The following is a 21,188-nucleotide window of genomic DNA, read 5'->3' as shown; positions in this document are numbered from 1 at the left end:
ACTAACCTATGTTGTCCACTAATAAAAATCGCTTAATTGAAATGCTGAGTGCCGCATTGGCGGGCTTGGCTCAGGAGCGGGGTCTAGAGGCGCCTCCTGTACCCCGTTTGGAGCGCCCAAAAGCCGTTGATCATGGCGATGTAGCCTGTAATATCGCCCTCCAGCTTTCTAAGGCCTGGAAATTCAACCCACGTGAGCTAGCTCAAGCTTTGGTCGAGCGCCTGCAACAGCAAGCTGGCTTTAATGAGCTGATTGCATCTTGTGAAATTGCTGGCCCTGGATTTATTAATTTTCGACTCAGCAATGCAGCCAAGACTGCAGTAGTTCAAGAGATCCTCTCCGCGGGCGCCCATTTTGGGGAGTCTTCCTCAAGCAATCAATCCTCTCAGAGCGCCATGATTGAGTTTGTTTCCGCCAATCCGACTGGTCCATTGCATGTGGGTCATGGAAGGCAGGCAGCGCTTGGTGATGCATTGGCAAATTTATTAGCGACACAGGGTATTCGGGTTCATCGTGAGTTTTACTACAACGATGCTGGTGTGCAAATTGCCAATTTAGCCTTATCTGTAGAGGCTCGTTTGCAGGGTCTAAAGCCAGGCGATGCTGCGTGGCCAGAACAGGCTTATAACGGTGAATATATTGCAGAGATCGCCACGGCATTTAAAGAATCTCCACAATTTAAGAATGATCTTGAGGCAATCCGTCAATTTGCAGTGGCGTACTTACGCAATGAACAAGATATTGATTTAAAAACTTTCGGTATTCAATTTGATTGCTATTACTTAGAGTCATCTTTGTACACGGATGGCAGTGTCGCTCAAATTGTTGACGATTTGCAGAGTATTGGCAAAACGTATGAATCTGAAGGTGCTTTGTGGTTAAGGACTACAGATGACGGCGACGATAAAGATCGCGTGATGCGAAAGTCGGACGGTACTTTTACGTACTTTGTGCCTGACGTTGCTTACCACACCAGTAAGTGGAAGCGTGGCTTCCAAAAGGTCATCAATGTACAAGGCAGTGATCATCATGGCACGATTGCCCGTGTTCGCTCAGGCTTGCAGGGCGTAGCTCAGAAGCGTGGTTGGGATATACCAAAAACATATCCAGACTATGTGTTGCATAAAATGGTAACGGTGATGCGTCATGGCGAAGAAGTGAAAATTTCTAAGCGCGCTGGTTCATATGTCACTGTGCGTGATTTGGTGGAGTGGTCTGGTGGCGTGACACCAGAGATGACGCCTGATGAAAGAGAATTGGCACTCCAGCGCGGTCGTGATGCTGTGCGTTTCTTTTTAATTTCTCGAAAGGCAGATACAGAATTTGTATTTGATATAGATTTAGCATTGCAGCAAAACGATGAAAACCCAGTGTTTTACGTTCAATATGCGCATGCACGAATTAGTTCAATCTTGCAGCAATGGGGCGGCCAGCTATCTGACTTAAGTTCAGTCGATCTCTCACTTTTACAAAGCAAGGCATCTGATCATTTGCTTCGTCGTTTGGCTGAATATCCTGAGGTATTGACTGCTGCAGCAGAGGAATTGGCTCCGCATGCACTCGCTTTTTATCTGCGTGATTTGGCTGGCGATTTCCACACCTTCTACAACGCTGATCGCGTATTGGTTGATGATCAGGATCTAAAGTTGGCGCGTCTTGCTTTGCTTTCCGCGACTCGTCAGGTTTTACAAAACGGTTTAAAAGTACTTGGAGTCTCTGCGCCGGCAAAGATGTAATGGCGAAGGGTGAAGTGTGGATGTAAGATGAGGAAATAATGAATATACCGAATCAACAAACTGGCTTCCTTGGACGCTCTAACCGCATTGATAGCAAGAATGCTCAATACGGCGGCACTATCCTAGGTTTTATATTGGGTTTAGGTGCTGGTCTTGGAATCGCATTTGTCATCGCTTTTTATCTTTCCAAAAATACCCCCCAGGAGAGGCCTGGCATGCGCGCACCTAGTTTGCCGCTGACTATTAAGCCCGCTCCCACACCAGTTGAAGGTGAAGGGACTGCTCCTGCCGAACCAGTCGATTTAAATAAACCACTTCAAGGCAAATCGCCAGCTCCTCCTGCTACTGATCCAATTGGTGATTTAGTGAATGGCAAAAAATCTGCTGATAAACCTGCAGATGCACCCTCTAGCGCGAAATCAGATGTAATTTATTTCTTACAGGTCGGTGCATTTGTAAAGCGATCAGATGCGGATGCACAAAAAGCTAACTTAGCCATCCAAGGAATTCAAGCGCAATTAAGTGAAGTCACTAGTGATGGCAATACACTTTGGCGTGTGCGTGTTGGACCCTACAACACTGCTGAAGAAAGTAACCCAGTTCGGGATAAATTGAGTGGCATGGGTATTAAACCAACTTTAATTAAATCTAGTAAATCATGATTTCATATAGCAAGCGATTCCTTACTTTATTGACATTACTTTCTTTGAGCGGATTTACATTTGCTCAAGGTCAAAAAATAGAAGAGGGCTTCGACTACCGAGTCTTACCAGTTCCCCAGCCTGTAGAAACCAAGGGAAAGGTTGAGGTCATTGAGTTCTTCTGGTATGGCTGTCCGCATTGTTACGATTTTGAGCCTGAACTTAGCGCCTGGGTAAAGCGACAGCCCAAGGATGTGGTGTTTCGGAGAGTTCCTGTAGCCTTTCGAGACGATCTTTTGCCGCATAGCCAATTGTTTTATGCTCTAGAGGCAATGGGCAAGGGAGATGCTTTGAATGACAAAGTGATGTATGCCATTCATAAAGAAAATAAGCGCCTTTTAACTGAGCCAGAGATTGCTGATTGGGTTGCTTCTCAGGGAATTGATCGCAACACGTTCTTGACTACTTACCGTTCATTTGCGGTGGTTTCTAAGGCGCGGGCAGCGAAGCAATTGGCTGAAGCGTATCGTATTGATGGCGTGCCAACCATTGTGATGCAAGGTAAGTACGTTACATCTCCTTCTATTGCTGGAACAAAGGCGAAGGCAATTGTAGTAATGGATTATCTAGAAGAAAAAATTCGTAAAGATAAATACAAGCAGTGAGCGCTTAGGCGGAATGCTAAAGCAGTGCTTAAATTTTGACAAAACGACGCACAATCCAAAAATAGATTGGGTAAGGCAGGATCCTCAGAAATTTTAAGAATCGAGAGAATCTTTTAGGAAAGTGAATGTCAAATTCACCATCCTGAATCCCAGTCAAAATTTCTTGAGCAGCCTCTTCAGCACTGATGAGTGCTGGCATTTCAAAGTCATTTTTGGCGGTTGCTTCTGTCGCCACAAATCCAGGCGAAATCATATGAACGCTTATTCCTGTTGGCAGGAGATCGTAATATAAATTCTCGCAAAAATTAATGATAGCGGCCTTGCTTGGGCCATAAGCCAAGGCTTTTGGGAGTCCACTATAACCTGCAACACTTCCAACGATGGCAATGTGTCCAGATTTTGCCTTCACCATTTCTGGTGTCACTAATGCGACTGCTCTCATAGGACCTAAGAGATTTGCATCAATTGTTTGTCTTGCAATATTAATGTCAAAGTGATCTGCACGCAGTGGAATATATACTCCAGACACAAAAAGTAAGAGATCAATTCCTCCCCAGGTGTCTAGAATAATCTTGTAAGCATCCTGAAACTGCCTATCGTCGGTGACATCCAATGGAATGACAAGCGTTTGGTTAATCTTTCCAGTAGCTGCAACTTGGTTTAGTCGCTCAACTCTTCTGCTCGATAGGGCAATGTTGGCACCCTTGGACAGTAATGCTTTGGCACACGCTTCACCAATACCGCTAGAAGCCCCGATAATCCAAATTCTTTTATCCGTAAAGCTATCTAAACCAAGTTGTTTCATGTGCTTTGAGTATTGGAAGATAACGTTGAAGTTTGGTGGCTTAACGTGAATTGCACCACATCGATATTACGCTCAGTAAAGCCAGCAGCGCAGTACATGAGATAGAAATTCCATAGGCGAATAAAGGCTTCATCAAACCCTAATTTGCGCACCTCTTGTAATTTGCTATTAAAGTTGTCGCGCCATATGCAAAGTGTTCTTGCATAGTCTGCGCCAAAGGAAAACTCTTTTTCTATTTGAAGCCCCGCCTTTTCTGCGCTCGCTTTAAAGCTTGATCTAGATGGCAACATGCCACCTGGAAAGACATACTGTTGAATGAAGTCGGTATTGCGGCGATAACGATCAAAGAGATCTTCAGCAATCACAATAGTTTGAACACAGGCTTTGCCACCAAATTTTAGGCACTGTGAAATTGCTTCAAAATACTCTGGCCAATGCTTCTCACCAACTGCTTCAAACATTTCAACGGAGGCAATACCATCGAATTTTTCGTGGCAATCACGATAATCTTGGAGGCGCACTTCAAATGTCGGCGGATTTACTAATTGAGCCTGCACATCCAACAAGCGTTTTTCAGCAAACACTTTTTGTTCTGTTGATAGGGTGAGACCAGTAATGGCTCTTTGGTTACGAAGACACTCCTCCATAACTCCACCCCAGCCACAGCCAATCTCCAAGATTCGATCCCCAGGCAGTGTTTTTAGGGAGTCTAGAATACGTCCAATCTTCGCGCGCTGAGCATCAGCTAAGGATTGTTTATCTCCCTCTGAGAACCAAGCGCTTGAGTAGCTCATGGTGGGGTCAAGCCAAAGCGTATAAAAAGCATTGCCTAGGTCATAGTGCGCGTGAATATTTTTACGGCTTCCTGATTTGCTGTTATCACGTAACCAATGTTTCAAGCGGTAAAAAATGGAGCCATACCAATTGCCGTATATCGCTTTTTCCAAAATGGTTCGATTGCGAATTGCTAATTCAAGGAGCGCTTTTAGATCAGGAGTATTCCATTTGCCTTGAATAAAGCTTTCGGCAAAACCAATATCACCATGAGACATGATCTCTTTAAATACCGACCATTCCAAAATCTGAATGTCAGCATGTAACGCATCGCTTGGATTGCCAAATTCTCGTTTTTCTCCATTGGGCAGCGTCATTTTTAAATGACCACTACTCAGTTGGGTCAGCAGGGCTAACAATGATTTACTGCTTAATGAATTTGAATGTGAAGAGGCCGCCTTTGATGGGGGGCGAGAAAAACTTAATCTAGAGAGAAGTGATTGTCCCGGGCGATTCATCTGCTAACTTCAAGTTCTGGTGGTTTGGGCTTAGAGTGAAAGGGTACACCTTTTACCCATAATTTCAATGCTTGCCAATGAATGCGCAATATCACCCCTAGACTCATTAAAGGATAACGAAGGAGGGCCAAAATGACGTTGGCATGGCTTAATGGGCGACTGACACCACTAATGCTAGTGTTAATGAGGGGTTGTCCATCTTCGTGAAGCTCTATTCGGCAGACATTGTTTTTTCCGCTGCTACTATCTTTTGGAAACAAAAAGCGGAAATGATATTCACCACGCACTTCGCAAAAGGGTGAAACATGAAATACTTTTTTACTAGTAAGTGTTTCTCCGGAGAATAATTCTTCGCCTGAATCCTTATGGAGTAGGTAACAATGCCGCTCGCCAAAGGTATTGTTTACCTCAGCTAAAACGGCTTGTACTTTGCCATCTGCTCGCGTACAAATCCAAAAGCTTACGGGATTAAAGACATAGCCCAGCACCCTTGGAAATGTCTGCAGCCAGATTTCTCCATCAACATTAGTGACTTGATGATCTGCCAGAATTTGCTCGATCCATGCAAGACTATCTTTTCCGCCTAGACCATGGTCTTTATCAAAAAATGCACAAAAACCCCATTTGTTATCACTCAGTCCAGATTGCTTTAGGAGTTCGGGGTTGGCTCCTCGGGCACGCATGGGAATAGAAATGGTAAATACGCCATATCCAAAAGCATTTCTGCTTGGCCGAATGCGTTGATGCTTTACTACGCCAAAGTTAATTTTTGCTTGTGGCATTAACTAGCTGTCTTGCTTGGTTTTGATTGGTTGACGAACGCTTTCGATAAGGGCTTCAGCAACTAATTCGCCGGATCGTAAGCCATCCTCATGGAATCCAAAACCTGTCCATGCTCCGCAATACCAAATGGATGAAGTCCCTTGAATTAAAGGCAACTCCTTTTGTGCTTGTATTGCTTTCATGTCAAAGACGGGGTGTGAATAGTGGATCTCTTGGTGCACTAGTTTTGGGTCTGGCTCTTGAGAGGGATTTAGACTAACAATAATTTGCGTATCCTTAAGTTGCTCTGGGAGTGGTTGCAAGCGATTGATTAAATAGTTAACACTGACATGTTGTTTTGCGCTTGGTTTGTCACCAGACTTGGCAGTGTAATTCCAAGCCGCCCAGCAACGTTTCGCATTTGGTAAGAAGTGGATGTCAGTATGCAAAATCGCTCGATTTTGTTGATAAGGAATAGCTGCAAGGATATTTCTAGATTGTTGATCAATTCCACGCACTAAATCTAAGGTTTGATCGCTATGACAAGCCATAACTACTTCATCGAAATAGGAAGACCCATTTTTGCTAATAACCTCAACCTGACCATCATCACGATTTGTATTTACTTGTAAAATTCGCTCTCGCTTGATGGTTACTTGATGATTTTCTAGTGCTGTAACAATTCTTTTTACATACTCGCGTGATCCACCTTTAATCGTTAACCATTGAGGGCGATTTTGGATTTGCAAAAGACCATGATTGTGACAAAAGCGCACCATAGTCTGAATAGGGAATGCAAGCATCTGATCGACTGAGCATGACCAGATAGCACCAATCATCGGTAAAAAATAATTTTCTTTAAAGCTTTGACTAAAACGATGTCGCTCTAAAAAATCCGCAATTTTTTCATCGGGCTCTTTGTATTGATGACCGGCATCAATTTGCTCATGTGCCAATCGAGTCGCTAAGCGATTAAAGCGCAAGATGTCATAGGCCATTCTCCAAAAGGATGGAGAAAGAAGATTAGCTCTTTGCCCAAAGAAAGAATTGATGTCATTACCAGCCCATTCGATCTTCTTAGACGATCCAGATTTTGAAAATGAATCGATTGATACTGAAAAAGACATTTCTGATGGGGCAATTGGCGCATCAATCTCTTCAAATAGGCGAACTAGGCGGGGGTATGTCTTGCGATTAAATACTAAGAACCCTGTATCTACCCCATGGGTGATTTCCTTGCCGTTGATACTGCAATTGAAATCAACTGTATTGCTGTGACCACCAATGTGATCACCAGCTTCATAGAGAGTAATTGCAAATTCTGGGTGGTGTTTTAAAGCATAGGCACAACCTAAACCAGAGATACCCGCGCCAATAATGGCAATATGTTTTTTGCTCACTGAGCTTTTTCTCCTAGAAGCTTTTCAATTTGGCCTGTAATGCTGCTACTAGTTGGTTTGGTCATGCTGCCAAAGGAATCCACCACATTGCCATTTCGATCGATTAAATACTTATAAAAATTCCATTTAGGAGTTGTGCCTGTTTTGGCAATTAACATCTTAAAAAAAGGATTTGGGCTGCTTCCGGAGACGGCACTCTTGGCGAACATCGGAAATTTCACGTCATAAGTATTCTTGCAGAAATCCGCAATTTCCTTATTGCTTCCAGGTTCTTGTTGCCCAAAATCATTCGATGGAAAGCCGAGCACCACAAATCCCTGATCTTTGTATTTGGCGTAAATTTTTTCTAAGCCTTCATATTGACTGGTAAATCCACAGAAGCTGGCTGTATTAACAACCAAAATGACTTTACCCTGATATTGGCAAAGGCTTTGCGGAGCTTCATCCTGTAAACGAGGAAAGGTGTGTGAGAGTAGTGGACTGCAATTATTCATGGCATTAGCAGGTTGAAGGCCAAATAAAAAAAGGGCAAATAGACCCAAGAGGCAATTCATCGCAGGACGTGTCATTTAACACCTTTTAATTCATTTAATAGAGGTCAAGTCTAAGACATTCTGGCCAATATCGCAGAGCTTGTCGGAATGCCATTAATATGGAGCTATGAGCCAGCTATCATCCCCCTCTTTTGAAGCCAAGATCTGCCCTCCAGAGCAATTAAGTGCTCGTTTGGCAAAGCTTCCCCGTCCCTTGGTGTTTACTAATGGAGTCTTCGATATATTGCATCGTGGACACGCCAGCTATTTGGCGCAAGCCCGTGCTTTAGGGGCTAGTTTGGTAGTGGGCGTTAATTCAGATGCTTCTGTGAAGATGTTGGGCAAAGGTGATGACAGGCCGATTAATTCTGAAGCGGATCGTCAGGCCTTGTTGGCTGCACTAGAGAGTGTCGATATGGCGATATTATTTACCGAACAAACGCCAGTTAATTTAATTGAAAAGATTCGCCCTGACATTTACGTCAAGGGTGGTGATTATGAAATCGATAAGCTAGCTGAGACTGATTTAGTAAAAAGTTGGGGCGGTAAAGCAGTTGCTATACCTTTTTTGTATGAACGCTCTACAACAAGTCTTTTGGGCAAGATACGAGCTTAAAGTTGCTGTATTAGCCACGCCCAAGTTCCGCGTAAAACTAACCCTTCCGTTATTTCGATTAATTGCTTGCTTGGTAAGTTTGTTTGAGAAATCTCTTTTGATAGGATTTTGGCGTTACCGCCATCCAGCAAAATTTTCTCAACTGGAATATTTATTTCTTTAGCCTGCATGAGAGCAAACTGTATTGCACCGATCTGTGCTGCATCACAACCACTAATAATTGCCTCATTAGTCGTTGTTCCAAATTGTTCCTGATGATCTTCTCGAGTGGCTAAAGGGAGTTGCGCAGTTTTGCTTTGTAGACTTTCTTGCATTAGCCCAAGACCAGGCAAGATCCATCCACCGTAATGTACGCCATTAGAGCCAAGTAAATCGATGGTGGTAGCGGTACCAGCATTCACAATTAAGGTATTTTTGTTGGATAGGGCACGGGCTCCAATTAGTGCAGCCCAGCGGTCAGCGCCGAGTTTGCTAGGCTCTTTGTATAGGCTTCGCATTCCGACAAATACGCTGTCACCTCTTAACTGCCTCCAATCAATATCATTCCACTGAGGAAAAAGTAATTTAAGTTGAGCTACTGCTTCATCCCCTGCGACACAAGAAAATCCAATGACTGCTGGCTTTGGAAGTGTTTTGGAAATATAGTCTGCTAACTCTGATCGATGTTCCTCTGATTGCAAGGTTTTGCTAGAAATGGATCCCGAATAAGCCCACAGTTTTTTTTGTTGATCGCTTGGATTTTGTGTAGATTCGACTGCTGCCCATTTGAGGCGCGTATTACCAACATCAAAAAATAAATAAAGACTCATGATTGCATCCGCAATGAAACATCACCTGCATGAATAGCAATGGTTTGGTTTTGTTGCTGCAATAGTAACGCTCCCTTTTCATCAACACCTTTGGCGATTCCGTAAATGGGATCTTTACCAACGCCAGAGATGCATACAGATTGATCTCGATATGCATCCCATTTCATCCAATGCTCTTTATACAAATCAAAACCATATAAATCAAATTCAGCAAGAATGTGTTCAAGAGACGCTATTAATTGAAGCCAAAGGTATTCAATATCAGGTAACGAGTCTGTTAACTGAGCTAAGGAGCCAACCTTAAGTCCGTTATCTAGATTTGATTCAATAGCTTCTGAATTGCGTAGATTAATGCCAATGCCAATAATCATCCAGGTGGAGTCACCAGATTTTGCTTGCCCGCCTTCGATAAGGATGCCACCGAGTTTTGCTCTGTTTAGCAACAAGTCGTTTGGCCATTTCAAACATAAACCAGCTCGTTGAAGTTCTCTTTCGCTTAAATTGCAAGCCTGAGCGATGCCGGCTATAACTGCTAAACCAACAGATAAACTCAATCCGCTTAATTGGGCGGGGGTTCTTTTAAAAGGAAAGGCTATCGAGAAACATAGAGAGTCATCTGGATTGGTGAGCCATGACCTACCTGCTCTTCCTTTGCCAGCAGTTTGCTTGTGGGCAATACGAGCTACTGGATCAATTAACTCTCCTGCGCGCCAGCGCTCCAAAAGATCGTCATTTGTTGATCTGGTTTCATTAACGCGCTCAAGGATGCAATTTGCTGTCATTTCAACATTGTAGAAAGGTCTGACCTAGAATTGTGGAATGGATCATAAAGATCAACGACCACGGAAATTAGCTTGGCCTTTGCAGGCTATGCCTTTAGCCAGGGCTATATGTCTTAGCTACGCACTTTTGATCATCTATGTGAGCCTAAACCCATTTGATTTTGATTTTCAGAATGGCATAGCTGCTTGGGCATGGCTGGATGCCCCATTGCCTCGTTTTATTACATTATTTGATGTGTCGGTCAACATTTTGGCTTACATCCCATTTGGATTTTTGGTAATGTTTGCAAGCTATCCACGTTGGCGTAACTTTGTTGCGCTAGGGATTGCTATTGGTTTGAGCGCCTTTCTGGCATTTGTTGTGGAAACATTGCAATCTTGGTTGCCTACCCGAATACCGAGTCAGATGGACTGGTGGGCTAATGTTTTGGGGGGTCTGTTAGGTGGCTTATTGGCCATTCCTTTAGGCCCTCAGTGGCTTTCTGGAAGCACAATTCGTCGCCATTTCGATCAGTGGTTTGGCTTAAATTGGGCAGCTTGTGCCCTCTTCATACTATTCCCATGGTCACAAATTTATCCACAAAGCTCATGGCTTGGAACTGGTGTTTGGGGCCATGCAATTTTTGGTTCGGTTGATTGGGGTACTTTAGTTATTAATCATGTGATTCAAGAGACCGTTATTACCTCGCTCTGTTGGCTTGGAGTTGCCTTGCTGCTGTCCTTGGGGTTGCGCCAAAAGGCGCCACAAGTGCGCATTCTGAATGGGCTTCTAGGTTTAACAGTGCTCATTAAAATTTTGTTTAGCGGTCTTCAATTTGGCGCGGAGTTTAGCTTTATTTGGCTAACTGCAGGGGCGCTTTGGGGAATGTTCTTGGGTAGTCTCTTATTAAGTTGGGCTCTGAAGCTCGAGCCGAGAGTTAAATTTTGGCTGGCCTTAATTTGTTTAGTTGGCACCACAATCGCCGTCAATATTTTGCCTGACAATCCTTATTTCATACTGACACTCAGACACTGGTATCAAGGGCGTTTATTGCATTTTAATGAGTTGATGCAGTGGGTTTCGGTAGTATGGTTACCTATGGCTCTAGTTTGGATGATCTGGAGCGCTTTTAAGTTTAAACAATCACACTGATGAATATAATTTTCTTATGAGTTTTTCACACCATCTATTTTTTTGTTTAAATCAACGTGGCAATGGCGAGGAGTGTTGTGATCAGCACAATGCCTTTGCTTTATTTGATTTCGCAAAAAAAAGAGTGAAGGAGCTCGGTCTCTCTGGGCCAGGGAAGATTCGTGTAAATAAAGCTGGATGCTTAGATCGATGTGCTGAAGGTCCTGTAATGGTCGTTTATCCAGAGGGTGTTTGGTATACCTTGGTTGATGTGGATGATGTTGAAGAAATTATTCAATCTCATTTAATCGAAGGGCGCCCTGTAGAGCGCTTGCAATTAGCTTAGTGTTTCCATATCTGAGAGTTTTTTATGAATAGTCGCACAAAAGTAATTCATATTGAAGGCGTTGTTGGATCAATGGAGATGTCTATTGATCTTCCTGATGAATTAAAAAATAATCCCGCATTTTCTGTACGTGGTTTAGCGCTTGTTGCGCATCCTCATCCACTTTTGGGTGGCACCATGGACAACAAAGTAGCGCAAACTATGGCGCGTGCATTTAATCAATTAGGTTATGTGAGTGTGCGCCCAAACTTTCGTGGAGTGGGCGGAACCGAGGGCATTCATGATGATGGTGTTGGAGAGCTAGAAGATTTGCTCCATGTTACTGATTGGATGCGGACTCCTTCGAGTTGGGGAGAGTATGAGGTAACCGCCAATCAATCTTGGGTAACGAGCGCCAATACTTTGCCTTTGGTTGTATCTGGCTTTTCTTTCGGAAGTTTTGTTGGCAGTCATTTAGTGCAAAGACTTGCGGAACTGGGGCGCCCCGCAGAACGCCTTGTCATGGTGGGTAGTGCCGCTGGTAAGTGGACGCTATCACCAGTTCCTGCAGATACGATTTTGATACACGGCGAATTAGATGAAACCATTCCTTTGATTGATGTCTTGGATTGGGCTCGCCCGCAGGAGCTCACCGTGCAAGTTGTGCCTGGTGCCGATCATTTCTTCCATCGTCGTTTACATTGCATTCGCAACATCATTACTGGCGCATGGTTGGGTATGCCAGATCATCGTAAATAATTTGAATTAGGGATTGAAATCATGGCCGAAGAAAAATCTTTAATAGAGTACCCATCGTTATTTCCAATTAAGGTTATGGGTAAAGCAAATCCCGAGTATCTTCCTGCAATCATGCATATTGCTAAGCAATTCGATCCTACATTTGATGAGAGCAAAGTTGAGCAGCGTCCTTCCAAAGATGGAAATTATTTAGGGATTACTCTGCCAATCACTGCCACTAGTCGCGAACAGTTGGATGAGCTTTATAGAACTTTATCAACACACCCATTAGTCAGTATTGTTCTGTAATTGAATACATGTCGGCTTTAGTAAAACAACTTGGATTAGCTGATTACGCATTCACATATGAGGCAATGCGAGTATTTACTAAAGAGCGAACTAGTGAGACACCCGATGAAATTTGGGTTTTAGAGCATCCTCCCGTATTCACTTTGGGATTGGCTGGGGATGCCAGCAATCTTCATTCGCCGAGCAATCAGATTCCACTTGTTCAGGTGGATCGCGGCGGGGAAATCACCTATCACGGTCCTGGCCAGATTGTTGTTTATCTCTTGCTCGATCTTAGGCGTCTGGGGATATTTGTGAAGGAGTTGGTATCCCGTATCGAGCAAGCTGTGATTGATACCTTGGCAGACTTTGGATTAGATGCTGAAAGACACCCTGGGGCACCAGGAATCTATGTCTCTGAGCAACGGGGGGTGTCCTCAGAATGGGTTGGCGCCAAGATTGCTGCTCTAGGTCTAAAGGTCTCTAAAGGGTGCACTTACCATGGTTTAGCTCTTAATGTGGCTACTGATTTGGAGGCATTCAAGCGTATCCACCCTTGTGGTTATGAGGGTTTAAAGACGGTTGATATGCAAACTCTTGGGATCAAGGACAATATAGACACTATTAGCCAAAGGCTTTTGCAGCACCTAGAAAAGCAACTGATGCCATCATGACGACAAATAAGACCGACAACAACACATCTATTGAGGCGCGCCAAGACCTCAATTACGATGCATCACGTAAACAAAAATCGAGCGAGAAGACTGCTCGTATTCCGATCAAAATCGTCCCTCTTGAACAGGTTTTAAAAAAGCCTGATTGGATTCGCGTTAAAGCAGCCTCTGGTAACTCACGATTTACTGAAATTAAAAAGATATTGCGTGAGAACGAATTGGTGACTGTTTGTGAAGAAGCAAGTTGTCCAAATATTGGCGAATGTTTTGGTAAAGGCACTGCAACATTCATGATCATGGGTGACAAGTGCACTCGTCGATGTCCATTCTGTGATGTGGGCCATGGAAGACCAGATCCACTTGACACCAAAGAGCCAGCAAATTTGGCTCGCACTATTGCGGCACTCAAACTAAATTATGTGGTGATCACAAGTGTAGATCGTGATGATCTTCGTGATGGTGGTGCAATGCATTATGTGGATTGTATTTCTCAGTCGCGCACGCTTTCACCCGATACTCGTATTGAGGTGTTGGTTCCGGATTTTCGTGGACGCTTAGATAAGGCGCTGGATATTTTTGCTGAGCATGCACCTGCTGGTTTGCCTGATGTCATGAATCACAATCTAGAAACTGTGCCACGTTTGTATAAACAAGCCAGACCTGGTGCTGATTACTTACATTCTTTGAAGCTTTTGAAAGACTTTAAAGAGCGCTTTCCTCATGTCCCCACTAAAAGTGGTTTGATGGTTGGCTTGGGCGAAACTGACGAAGAAATTTTAGAAGTAATGCGTGATATGCGTGAGCACAATATTGATATGCTTACCATTGGCCAATATCTCGCCCCTTCAGGACATCACCTACCTGTCACGCGATATGTTCACCCAGGTGTCTTTAAGATGTTTGAGGAAAAGGCATATGAGATGGGTTTCTCCCATGCCGCAGTTGGTGCCATGGTGCGCTCAAGCTATCACGCAGATCAACAAGCTCATGGAGCGGGGGTTGTTTAGAAGTATTTCTAATGCCATCACTTTATTGATGGCAACTGCCCTTCTTGTTGCATGTAGTCCTAAATTAGATTGGCGTACAGTTCAGTCGCCACAAGAAAGATACACAGCTTTATTTCCTGGAAAGCCAGATAAGTTAGAGCGGCGTATTCCTTATCTTGATCAAGAATTTTTACAAACACTTGAGGCGGTAAAAATTGATGAAGATATTTACTCGGTCAGCACTATTCAATTGCCAGCTAGTCAAAGCGCTTCATTAAGCAAACTAATTTCACTATTGCAAAGTAATTTGCTTGATAGAGCGAGAGCATCTGGTGGCGATGTTCTTATTGAGGATGGCTTTTACAAAACGTCAGAGGGACAACGTTTACCTACCAAAGATTATTATCTTGATTTGAAGAAAGATGGTAAGACACAACAGTTAATGCGTGTACGTTGGATTAACAGAGTTGCGGTAAATGGCGATAGCTGGATCTATCAGGTATCTGTTCTCCATACGAATGCAGAGTCAGAAAGCACTAAAACTTTTTTTGCTAAAGAAGCGTACGACAATTTCTTCAGTGATTTTTCTCCAGAGTGAATCAAAGAATTGATCTGATGTAAAAATTGTTTTTATTGTTTTTCAAGCGCTGCAACTTTGGCTTCAAGCGCCTCTAATTTTTCTCTTGTCTTTGCGAGAACTTTTGATTGAAGTTCAAATTCCTCACGCGTTACTAAATCCATTTTCTGAAAACCCTGATTCATCATCGCACGCACATTCTTCTCAATTTCTTGGGCTGGTGAGTTGCGTATCACGTCACCTACCTTATTCTGCATATCGCTTGCGATGCGTTGAATTTGCTCGAGTATTTCGCCAGGTTTTTGCATGATGGGGTCCCGCTGTTCTATTAGTCGTTGCAGAAAAGATACACATTCGTATTTTAAGTTGTGCGGGGAAAAATGCCCAAAAAGGGGTAAAAAAGCTAAAAATGACCAGAATTCACTCATGCGGTGCGTTATTGTGCACCAAAATAGAGCATTTGCCTTATTAGAGGGATTTCTGTCAAAGCCAAAAACCCTCGGAGACTCAATATCACTCCATGCATTAAGTGTTTAACCAATTTTTATTACAACCAGCAAGGAGTAGCACATGAAAAATTTACATAAGACAGCAATCTCTGCGGCAGCAGTAGCATTGTTGACCGGACTATCTTCATCAGTGTTAGCGGCTGATGAGCCTGCTGCTGAAGCGCCTGAGGCTAGCCCTATTACTGCGAACGTTACCATTGTTAATGACTATCGTTATCGCGGCATCAGTCAATCAGACTTTAAGCCAGCTATTCAAGGTGGTTTTGACTACGCGCATGAGAGTGGCCTATACATTGGAAACTGGAACAGCTCAATTAGTTGGATTAGTGATTCATATGCCACCAATGGTTCAAATGTAGGCAGAAATACACAAAGTCCATATGGCTCAGTATCTGCCCCTATCGAGATGGACTTTTATGCAGGTTTTAAGAAAGAATTTATTGGCGAAGGTTTTGCTTCCGATATTGGATTCTTGCAGTACTACTATCCAACAACTGGTATTCCTAATACTGGAGGTTTAACTGCGAATCCTAATACTAGTGAAATCTATGTGGCCCAAAACTTTACATTTGGATCATTGACTGGTTTTGTTAAATTCTCTTACGCAGTATCAACTTTATTCGGCACTGTTAATTCTTCTGGCTCTTACTATCCAGATCTAACTTTGAACTATGACACTGGTTACTGGGGATTGGCGTTAAATGGACATATTGGATATCAATATGTTGCTGGAAACACCCCTGGAGGAGCAACCAATTATGTTGGTGCGTCACTTAACGGCGTAAGCAATAGTACGCTCTACTCATACACTGATTGGAAGTTAGGCGTTACAAAAGACTTTGGTGGCGGCTTATCAGCAGCCATCGCTTATGTTGGAACTAATGCTTCAACATACCTAGGTGGCTACTCCTATTCCAGTCCGCAAGGCAAGAACTTGGGCAGATCAACTGGCCTTATCTCTCTGACAAAAACTTTCTAATTTCCACTCTGAACGGAGAAACATATGAAATTAATTACCGCAATCATCAAGCCATTCAAGCTTGACGAAGTGCGCGAAGCTCTCTCGGAAGTGGGAGTTTCGGGCATTACCGTCACTGAAGTTAAAGGCTTTGGTCGTCAAAAAGGACACACCGAGTTATATCGCGGTGCTGAGTATGTTGTCGACTTTTTACCTAAAGTAAAAATTGAAGCTGCTGTTGAAGATGGCATCTTGGAGCGTGCAATTGAAGCAATTGAAAAATCTGCACGTACAGGCAAGATTGGCGATGGCAAGATTTTTGTCTCCCCAGTCGAGCACGTCATTCGTATCCGCACCGGTGAAACCGGCGCGTCAGCACTTTAAAGAGAGGTTCAAAATGTTAACTTGGATGAAACGACTCGTTGCTGGTGGTGCTATGGCTTTAGCTATTGGTGCTACTGGTGTAATGGTTACTTCGCCAGCGCATGCTGATGAAGTTAAAAAACCTGCTGTAACTGCGCCTGCAGCTACCCCTGCGGCAACTCCCGCTGCTGCAGAGCCTGCTCCGGTTCTTTGCTCTGAAAAGTGCAATAAGGCAGATATCGCTTGGATGATGGTTTGTACGGCTTTGGTATTGCTGATGACCCTTCCTGGCTTAGCTTTGTTCTACGGTGGGTTAACTCGCAGCAAGAACATCCTGTCTATCTGCATGCAATGTTTCATGGTCTTCTCATTGATTACAGTGCTATGGGCCATTTATGGTTATAGCTTTGCATTCACGGAAGGCGGAGCATTTATTGGTGGGCTTGATCGTCTCTTCTTGGGCGGCATTAACCCAGATTCAGTTGCTGCAACCTTTAGTAAAGGGGTTGTAATTCCTGAGTTTGTATTTATGGCATTCCAAGCAGTGTTCGCAACTATCACTTGCTGCTTAATCATCGGTTCATTTGCTGAGCGCGCTAAGTTCTCTGCAATTTTGGTGTTCATGGTGATTTGGTTCACACTAAGCTACTTGCCGATCGCTCACATGGTTTGGTTCTGGCCTGGTCCTGATGACATTAAAGATGCCGCATCACTCGAGGCAATTACTGCTCGTGCTGGTTGGTTATGGCAAAAAGGTGTTCTAGACTTTGCTGGCGGAACAGTTGTACACATCAATGCTGCAATCGCTGGTTTAGTTGGTTCCTATGTTGTTGGCAAGCGTTTGGGTTACGGCAAAGAAGCGATGAAGCCACATAACTTGGTTTATGTAATGACTGGCGCTGCACTCTTGTGGTTCGGCTGGTTTGGTTTCAATGCTGGCTCAGCTCTTGAAGCAAACGGTACTGCTGGTTTGGCATTCGTGAATACTTATTTAGCAACTGCTGCTGCTGTATTGGGCTGGTCAGTGGCTGAGTGGGTTCTTAAGGGTAAGCCATCTATGTTGGGTGCGGCTTCTGGTTGCGTAGCAGGTTTGGTTGCTATTACTCCAGCGGCTGGGTTTGCTGGTCCAATGGGTGCAATCATCATTGGTCTCATCGCTGGCGTAGTTTGCCTCTGGGGTGTTACTGGCCTTAAGAAGATTTTGGGTTCAGATGACAGCTTGGACGTATTCGGTGTTCACGGTGTAGGCGGTATTACTGGTGCACTGTTAACCGGCGTATTTGCTGATCCAGCATTGGGCGGCTCTGGTATTTGGGATTATGTAGCAAATGCAGTTGCTCCTGACTACTCTATTGCTAGCCAATTGTGGATCCAAGCTCAAGGCGTGATTACTACTGTAATTTGGTCTGGCGTGGTTTCTTTCGTTGCCTTTAAATTGATCGATATCGTGATTGGTTTACGTGTTAAGGAAGAAGAAGAGCGCGAAGGCCTTGATATCAGCTCACATGGTGAGACTGCTTACGAGTCTTAATTTATAGATTTACCCCTCACTAGGCGGCTCTGGTTGGCTGCCTAGTTTTAAGCGCGGGATTTTCGGATCCCGCGTCTTTCTTTTAATAATCTTACAATGGTGGAATGGTTCCACATCTCATTACTGCTCTCAGCGGCCCTTTGCTCGAATTAGAGTCAAAGGTTTTAGAAGCGACCCCAACCATTGAGCGTTGGTTTAGGCTGGAATGGCAGGAGCATACTCCGCCGTTTTACTGCTCGGTCGATTTACGTAATTCTGGCTTCAAGCTGGCTCCAGTAGATACCAATCTTTTCCCGGGCGGCTTTAATAATCTTTCTCCGCAAATGTTGCCTTTGGCTGTTCAAGCTGCAATGGCTGCAATTGAGAAGATTTGCCCAGAGGCTAAGAATTTATTACTCATTCCAGAGCGCCATACTCGCAATACTTTCTATTTGCAGAATATTGCTCGTCTGTCTTCAATTTTGCGTCAAGCAGGATTAAATGTTCGCTTAGGTACTTTTTCAGATGAAATTAAGAAGCCTACTTGGATTGAATTGCCAGATGGTAATCGCCTGCTGATGGAGCCACTCTCGCGACTTGGGCTCAAGAAGCAACGTTTAGGTTTAAAAGACTTTGATCCCTGCTCAATTTTGTTAAATAACGATTTGTCTGCAGGTATTCCACCAATTTTAGAGAATATCTATGAGCAGTATTTATTGCCCGGATTACACGCTGGGTGGCATGTGCGGCGCAAATCAAATCACTTTGCTGCATATGAAGAGGTGGCCAAGAAATTTGCCAAGGTAGTTGATATTGATCCGTGGATGATTAATCCTTATTTCACGAGTTGTTCAAATATTAATTTTCATGAGCGCAAAGGCGAAGATGAATTGCAAACTGCAGTAGAGCAAGTGCTCAAGAAGACTGCAAAAAAATATCGTGAATATGGGATTAAAGAAAAACCCTATGTTGTAGTTAAGGCCGATGCAGGCACGTACGGCATGGGTGTAATGGTGGTTAACGATCCTGCACAGCTAAAAGGTTTGAATCGCAAAGACCGCAATAAGATGAGCGTTGTTAAAGAGGGTCTAGAAGTAAGCGATGTACTCATTCAAGAGGGTGTCTATACCTTCGAGAAGGTTAATGAGGCTGTTGCCGAACCAGTGGTCTATATGATTGATCGATATGTGATTGGTGGTTTCTATCGAGTGCATACAGATCGTGGTCCAGACGAAAATCTCAATGCACCAGGTATGCATTTTGTACCGCTGGCCTTTGAGCAAAACTCAATGCCTGATCTTGGGGCTAAGCCAGGTAGCGCCGCTCCTAATCGTTTCTATTTATATGGAGTTGTTGCTCGCCTAGCGCTTCTTGCCTCATCACTAGAGCTAGAGCGTACTGACCCGAATGCTGAAGTTGCATAAATAAAAATAAGCCGCTCAATAGAAAATATGGACCTTCTTTTTATTGCAGACCCGCTTGAGTCTTTTAAGATTCAAAAAGACTCTACCTTAGCGATGATGCGTGTGGCTCAAGAAGCAGGTCACCGATTATGGTTTTGTCAAAGTCGTAATGTGCTGTGGAGAGATGATCTTGTTGTAGCGGATTGCCAGTCTTTGGTAATTAAACCAAGCTCTACTGCTTGGTTTGAGTTGGGTGATATAGAGCCAAGAGCTTTGATGTCTTTTTCTGCAGTACTGATGCGCACAGATCCACCATTTGATATTGAGTACCTCAATACAACTTGGTTGCTGTCGGCAGCGGTTCGTCAGGGTGCAAAAGTATTCAATAATCCAAATGCTGTACGCGATCATTCAGAAAAACTTTCTATCTTAGAGTTTCCACACCTTATTCCGCCCACATTGGTAACTCGTGAATTAAGTGCGGTTGAGCGATATCACCAAACCCATGGCGATATCGTGATTAAACCTTTGGATGGCATGGGGGGAATGGGTGTATTTAGAGTGGGTCCCGATGGCCTCAATCTTGCAAGTATTGTTGAAACACTTGGAGAGAATGGCGCCAGAACACTGATGGTTCAGCGCTTTCTTCCTGAAATTACCCAGGGCGATAAGCGGGTGCTTTTGATTGGTGGAGAGGTTGTGCCGTTTGTGCTGGCTCGAATACCTCAGGGTAAGGAAATTCGAGGTAATTTAGCCGCTGGTGGCAAAGGCGTTGCAATGCCTTTAACTGAGGCCGAAACAAGAGTTGCCGAAGAATTGGCACCAACTTTAAATCGGCGTGGATTATTCTTAGTTGGATTGGATTTAATTGGTGGTTATCTCACAGAAATCAATGTGACTAGCCCCACCTGTTTTGTTGAAATTACCGACCAAACTGACTTTAATGTCTCACAATTTTGGTTGACTTCACTTGAGAAGGCGTTGACTTAAAAATGGCTGGAATTGTCATCGTTGCACACACACCAGTTGCTAGCGCAATGCTAGGTTTCGCAGAGCATACTTTTGGTGTATTGCCTGAACGTGTTAGAGCGGTGGATATTCCGCCACATGAAGATACGAAAGTAAGCTTTGATCGCTTACTGAAAGCTGCGTATGGTGTAAATACAGGCAATGGCGTACTTATCCTGACAGATGTGATGGGTGCAACACCTGCCAATGTGGCATCTAAACTCGAGGCACTCGGTCCTTTATCTGGATTAAACGCGCCCGTCGTTGTGTTGGCAGGCCTCAATCTTCCTATGCTGATGCGCTGTATCTCGCATCGTGGAGAGGGTCTGGAAGAGTTGGCGCAAAAGGCGCTGACTGGTGGACAGCATGGAATTTTGCGCCTCGGCACAAAAGTCAATCAAGGGTAAAAAGGAATAACTGACCATGCCAAGTGCAGAAATTGAAATTATTAACAAATTAGGTTTGCATGCGCGAGCATCTGCGAAGCTTTCGCAGTTAGCAGCTCAGTTTCCTTGTGAAATATTCTTGTCACGTAATGGGCGTCAAATTAATGCAAAGAGCATTATGGGTGTGATGATGCTTGCGGCTGGTATGGGTAGTACTGTCACGCTAGAGACGGTTGGCGAGAAGGAAGATGAAGCTATGCAGGCTCTCACGGCATTAATTAATGACCGCTTCGGTGAAGGCGAGTAAAGAG

The 21,188-nt window shown here is 43.9% G+C and carries 26 protein-coding genes; 18 read left to right on the top strand and 8 right to left on the bottom strand.

Translation table 11 applies throughout. The annotated features are described in order from the left end of the window. Window positions 1-8 precede the first annotated feature (8 nt). From argS to FD973_RS10495, 3 genes are read left to right on the top strand one after another with little or no spacing between them, the layout of a single operon-like run. Window positions 9-1,736 carry an arginine--tRNA ligase gene (gene argS / locus FD973_RS10505; protein ID WP_215323573.1) on the top strand — a complete coding sequence of 576 codons (1,728 nt, stop codon included), beginning with the start codon at window positions 9-11 and terminating at the stop codon, window positions 1,734-1,736. Between the two features lie 38 nt (window positions 1,737-1,774). Beyond that, the gene (locus FD973_RS10500) at window positions 1,775-2,398 is read left to right on the top strand and encodes an SPOR domain-containing protein (protein ID WP_215323572.1); all 624 of its coding nucleotides are present in this window, start codon (window positions 1,775-1,777) and stop codon (window positions 2,396-2,398) included. Next, window positions 2,395-3,042 carry a thiol:disulfide interchange protein DsbA/DsbL gene (locus FD973_RS10495; protein WP_215323571.1) on the top strand — a complete coding sequence of 216 codons (648 nt, stop codon included), beginning with the start codon at window positions 2,395-2,397 and terminating at the stop codon, window positions 3,040-3,042. The genes FD973_RS10500 and FD973_RS10495 overlap by 4 nt, the downstream gene beginning before the upstream one ends. Window positions 3,043-3,070: 28 nt before the next feature. Here the strand turns inward: FD973_RS10495 and FD973_RS10490 are convergent, their stop codons facing one another. The 5 genes from FD973_RS10490 to FD973_RS10470 form a co-directional block, all read right to left on the bottom strand. Continuing rightward, window positions 3,071-3,847 carry an SDR family oxidoreductase gene (locus FD973_RS10490; RefSeq protein WP_215323570.1) on the bottom strand — a complete coding sequence of 259 codons (777 nt, stop codon included), beginning with the start codon at window positions 3,845-3,847 and terminating at the stop codon, window positions 3,071-3,073. Then, window positions 3,844-4,998: a cyclopropane-fatty-acyl-phospholipid synthase family protein gene (locus FD973_RS10485; protein ID WP_251368779.1), complete on the bottom strand. Its 1,155-nt coding sequence runs from the start codon at window positions 4,996-4,998 to the stop codon at window positions 3,844-3,846. The genes FD973_RS10490 and FD973_RS10485 overlap by 4 nt, the downstream gene beginning before the upstream one ends. Window positions 4,999-5,135: 137 nt before the next feature. Next, on the bottom strand, window positions 5,136-5,921 hold the full coding sequence (locus tag FD973_RS10480) for a DUF1365 domain-containing protein (protein WP_215323568.1): 786 nt from the start codon (window positions 5,919-5,921) through the stop codon (window positions 5,136-5,138). 3 nt (window positions 5,922-5,924) lie between these two features. Then, window positions 5,925-7,301, bottom strand: a complete 1,377-nt coding sequence (locus tag FD973_RS10475; RefSeq protein ID WP_215323567.1) for an NAD(P)/FAD-dependent oxidoreductase — start codon at window positions 7,299-7,301, stop codon at window positions 5,925-5,927. Further along, window positions 7,298-7,855 (bottom strand): glutathione peroxidase, encoded by a 558-nt coding sequence (locus FD973_RS10470; RefSeq protein WP_371816891.1) that lies wholly within the window; start codon window positions 7,853-7,855, stop codon window positions 7,298-7,300. Before FD973_RS10470 ends, FD973_RS10475 begins: the two co-directional genes overlap by 4 nt. Window positions 7,856-7,961: 106 nt before the next feature. Here FD973_RS10470 and rfaE2 point away from each other — a divergent pair, with 106 nt between their 5' ends. Beyond that, window positions 7,962-8,450 carry a D-glycero-beta-D-manno-heptose 1-phosphate adenylyltransferase gene (gene rfaE2, locus FD973_RS10465; protein WP_215323565.1) on the top strand — a complete coding sequence of 163 codons (489 nt, stop codon included), beginning with the start codon at window positions 7,962-7,964 and terminating at the stop codon, window positions 8,448-8,450. Here rfaE2 and FD973_RS10460 read toward each other — a convergent pair. Together FD973_RS10460 and FD973_RS10455 are read right to left on the bottom strand one after the other, a co-directional pair. Then, complete coding sequence (locus FD973_RS10460) at window positions 8,447-9,259, bottom strand: type III pantothenate kinase (RefSeq protein ID WP_215323564.1); 813 nt, start codon at window positions 9,257-9,259, stop codon at window positions 8,447-8,449. The two genes, rfaE2 and FD973_RS10460, sit on opposite strands and share 4 nt — an antisense overlap. Beyond that, window positions 9,256-10,041 carry a biotin--[acetyl-CoA-carboxylase] ligase gene (locus tag FD973_RS10455; RefSeq protein ID WP_215323563.1) on the bottom strand — a complete coding sequence of 262 codons (786 nt, stop codon included), beginning with the start codon at window positions 10,039-10,041 and terminating at the stop codon, window positions 9,256-9,258. The genes FD973_RS10460 and FD973_RS10455 overlap by 4 nt, the downstream gene beginning before the upstream one ends. A gap of 37 nt (window positions 10,042-10,078) precedes the next feature. Between FD973_RS10455 and FD973_RS10450 the strand changes: the two genes are divergently transcribed. The 7 genes from FD973_RS10450 to FD973_RS10420 are packed head-to-tail and all read left to right on the top strand — an operon-like array spanning window position 10,079 to window position 14,761. Further along, entirely contained in the window at window positions 10,079-11,173 is a 1,095-nt protein-coding gene (locus FD973_RS10450) for a VanZ family protein (protein WP_215323562.1), read from the top strand. A gap of 16 nt (window positions 11,174-11,189) precedes the next feature. Next, on the top strand, window positions 11,190-11,498 hold the full coding sequence (locus FD973_RS10445; protein WP_215323561.1) for a ferredoxin: 309 nt from the start codon (window positions 11,190-11,192) through the stop codon (window positions 11,496-11,498). Window positions 11,499-11,522: 24 nt separating this feature from the next. Further along, window positions 11,523-12,236, top strand: a complete 714-nt coding sequence (locus FD973_RS10440; RefSeq protein ID WP_215323560.1) for an alpha/beta hydrolase — start codon at window positions 11,523-11,525, stop codon at window positions 12,234-12,236. A 12-nt stretch (window positions 12,237-12,248) separates the two neighbouring features. Then, window positions 12,249-12,524: a DUF493 family protein gene (locus FD973_RS10435; protein ID WP_371816890.1), complete on the top strand. Its 276-nt coding sequence runs from the start codon at window positions 12,249-12,251 to the stop codon at window positions 12,522-12,524. 8 nt (window positions 12,525-12,532) lie between these two features. Then, window positions 12,533-13,177, top strand: a complete 645-nt coding sequence (gene lipB / locus FD973_RS10430) for a lipoyl(octanoyl) transferase LipB (RefSeq protein WP_215323558.1) — start codon at window positions 12,533-12,535, stop codon at window positions 13,175-13,177. Continuing rightward, complete coding sequence (gene lipA, locus FD973_RS10425; protein WP_215323556.1) at window positions 13,174-14,184, top strand: lipoyl synthase; 1,011 nt, start codon at window positions 13,174-13,176, stop codon at window positions 14,182-14,184. The genes lipB and lipA overlap by 4 nt, the downstream gene beginning before the upstream one ends. Beyond that, a complete protein-coding gene (locus FD973_RS10420) occupies window positions 14,177-14,761 on the top strand; it encodes a hypothetical protein (protein ID WP_251368778.1) in 585 nt (194 codons plus the stop codon). Before lipA ends, FD973_RS10420 begins: the two co-directional genes overlap by 8 nt. 32 nt (window positions 14,762-14,793) lie before the next feature. Here FD973_RS10420 and FD973_RS10415 read toward each other — a convergent pair whose 3' ends face one another. Continuing rightward, a complete protein-coding gene (locus FD973_RS10415; protein ID WP_215323554.1) occupies window positions 14,794-15,048 on the bottom strand; it encodes an accessory factor UbiK family protein in 255 nt (84 codons plus the stop codon). Between the two features lie 262 nt (window positions 15,049-15,310). Between FD973_RS10415 and FD973_RS10410 the strand changes: the two genes are divergently transcribed. From FD973_RS10410 to FD973_RS10380, 7 genes are all read left to right on the top strand, one after another. After that, a complete protein-coding gene (locus FD973_RS10410) occupies window positions 15,311-16,228 on the top strand; it encodes a TorF family putative porin (RefSeq protein WP_215323552.1) in 918 nt (305 codons plus the stop codon). A gap of 24 nt (window positions 16,229-16,252) precedes the next feature. Beyond that, entirely contained in the window at window positions 16,253-16,591 is a 339-nt protein-coding gene (locus tag FD973_RS10405; protein ID WP_011903792.1) for a P-II family nitrogen regulator, read from the top strand. Between the two features lie 13 nt (window positions 16,592-16,604). Then, a complete protein-coding gene (locus FD973_RS10400) occupies window positions 16,605-18,101 on the top strand; it encodes an ammonium transporter (protein WP_215323550.1) in 1,497 nt (498 codons plus the stop codon). 104 nt (window positions 18,102-18,205) lie between these two features. Continuing rightward, a complete protein-coding gene (gshA, locus tag FD973_RS10395) occupies window positions 18,206-19,504 on the top strand; it encodes a glutamate--cysteine ligase (RefSeq protein WP_215323548.1) in 1,299 nt (432 codons plus the stop codon). Between the two features lie 27 nt (window positions 19,505-19,531). Further along, complete coding sequence (gene gshB, locus FD973_RS10390; RefSeq protein ID WP_215323546.1) at window positions 19,532-20,473, top strand: glutathione synthase; 942 nt, start codon at window positions 19,532-19,534, stop codon at window positions 20,471-20,473. A 2-nt stretch (window positions 20,474-20,475) separates the two neighbouring features. Then, on the top strand, window positions 20,476-20,898 hold the full coding sequence (locus FD973_RS10385) for a PTS sugar transporter subunit IIA (protein WP_215323545.1): 423 nt from the start codon (window positions 20,476-20,478) through the stop codon (window positions 20,896-20,898). A gap of 16 nt (window positions 20,899-20,914) precedes the next feature. Further along, window positions 20,915-21,184, top strand: coding sequence for an HPr family phosphocarrier protein (locus FD973_RS10380; protein WP_215323543.1), 270 nt, complete (start codon window positions 20,915-20,917; stop codon window positions 21,182-21,184). Window positions 21,185-21,188: the final 4 nt, after the last annotated feature.

Source organism: Polynucleobacter sp. MWH-Braz-FAM2G, assembly GCF_018687635.1.
Taxonomy (GTDB): Bacteria; Pseudomonadota; Gammaproteobacteria; order Burkholderiales; family Burkholderiaceae; genus Polynucleobacter.
Note: the sequence above shows the minus strand (reverse complement) of the source record. Positions and strands in the feature narration are given on the sequence as shown.

Coding starts and splice junctions, on each gene's coding strand:
- FD973_RS10485 (WP_251368779.1), bottom strand. CDS start 4,998: ATGACGCTGCCCAATGGAGAAAAACGAGAATTTGGCAATCCAAGCGAT.
- gshB (WP_215323546.1), top strand. CDS start 19,532: ATGGACCTTCTTTTTATTGCAGACCCGCTTGAGTCTTTTAAGATTCAA.
- FD973_RS10495 (WP_215323571.1), top strand. CDS start 2,395: ATGATTTCATATAGCAAGCGATTCCTTACTTTATTGACATTACTTTCT.
- FD973_RS10440 (WP_215323560.1), top strand. CDS start 11,523: ATGAATAGTCGCACAAAAGTAATTCATATTGAAGGCGTTGTTGGATCA.
- argS (WP_215323573.1), top strand. CDS start 9: ATGTTGTCCACTAATAAAAATCGCTTAATTGAAATGCTGAGTGCCGCA.
- FD973_RS10480 (WP_215323568.1), bottom strand. CDS start 5,921: ATGCCACAAGCAAAAATTAACTTTGGCGTAGTAAAGCATCAACGCATT.
- FD973_RS10460 (WP_215323564.1), bottom strand. CDS start 9,259: ATGAGTCTTTATTTATTTTTTGATGTTGGTAATACGCGCCTCAAATGG.
- FD973_RS10470 (WP_371816891.1), bottom strand. CDS start 7,855: ATGAATTGCCTCTTGGGTCTATTTGCCCTTTTTTTATTTGGCCTTCAA.
- FD973_RS10405 (WP_011903792.1), top strand. CDS start 16,253: ATGAAATTAATTACCGCAATCATCAAGCCATTCAAGCTTGACGAAGTG.
- FD973_RS10500 (WP_215323572.1), top strand. CDS start 1,775: ATGAATATACCGAATCAACAAACTGGCTTCCTTGGACGCTCTAACCGC.
- FD973_RS10490 (WP_215323570.1), bottom strand. CDS start 3,847: ATGAAACAACTTGGTTTAGATAGCTTTACGGATAAAAGAATTTGGATT.
- FD973_RS10385 (WP_215323545.1), top strand. CDS start 20,476: ATGGCTGGAATTGTCATCGTTGCACACACACCAGTTGCTAGCGCAATG.
- gshA (WP_215323548.1), top strand. CDS start 18,206: ATGGTTCCACATCTCATTACTGCTCTCAGCGGCCCTTTGCTCGAATTA.
- FD973_RS10415 (WP_215323554.1), bottom strand. CDS start 15,048: ATGCAAAAACCTGGCGAAATACTCGAGCAAATTCAACGCATCGCAAGC.
- FD973_RS10380 (WP_215323543.1), top strand. CDS start 20,915: ATGCCAAGTGCAGAAATTGAAATTATTAACAAATTAGGTTTGCATGCG.
- FD973_RS10400 (WP_215323550.1), top strand. CDS start 16,605: ATGTTAACTTGGATGAAACGACTCGTTGCTGGTGGTGCTATGGCTTTA.
- FD973_RS10455 (WP_215323563.1), bottom strand. CDS start 10,041: ATGACAGCAAATTGCATCCTTGAGCGCGTTAATGAAACCAGATCAACA.
- FD973_RS10450 (WP_215323562.1), top strand. CDS start 10,079: ATGGATCATAAAGATCAACGACCACGGAAATTAGCTTGGCCTTTGCAG.
- FD973_RS10445 (WP_215323561.1), top strand. CDS start 11,190: ATGAGTTTTTCACACCATCTATTTTTTTGTTTAAATCAACGTGGCAAT.
- FD973_RS10410 (WP_215323552.1), top strand. CDS start 15,311: ATGAAAAATTTACATAAGACAGCAATCTCTGCGGCAGCAGTAGCATTG.
- lipA (WP_215323556.1), top strand. CDS start 13,174: ATGACGACAAATAAGACCGACAACAACACATCTATTGAGGCGCGCCAA.
- rfaE2 (WP_215323565.1), top strand. CDS start 7,962: ATGAGCCAGCTATCATCCCCCTCTTTTGAAGCCAAGATCTGCCCTCCA.
- lipB (WP_215323558.1), top strand. CDS start 12,533: ATGTCGGCTTTAGTAAAACAACTTGGATTAGCTGATTACGCATTCACA.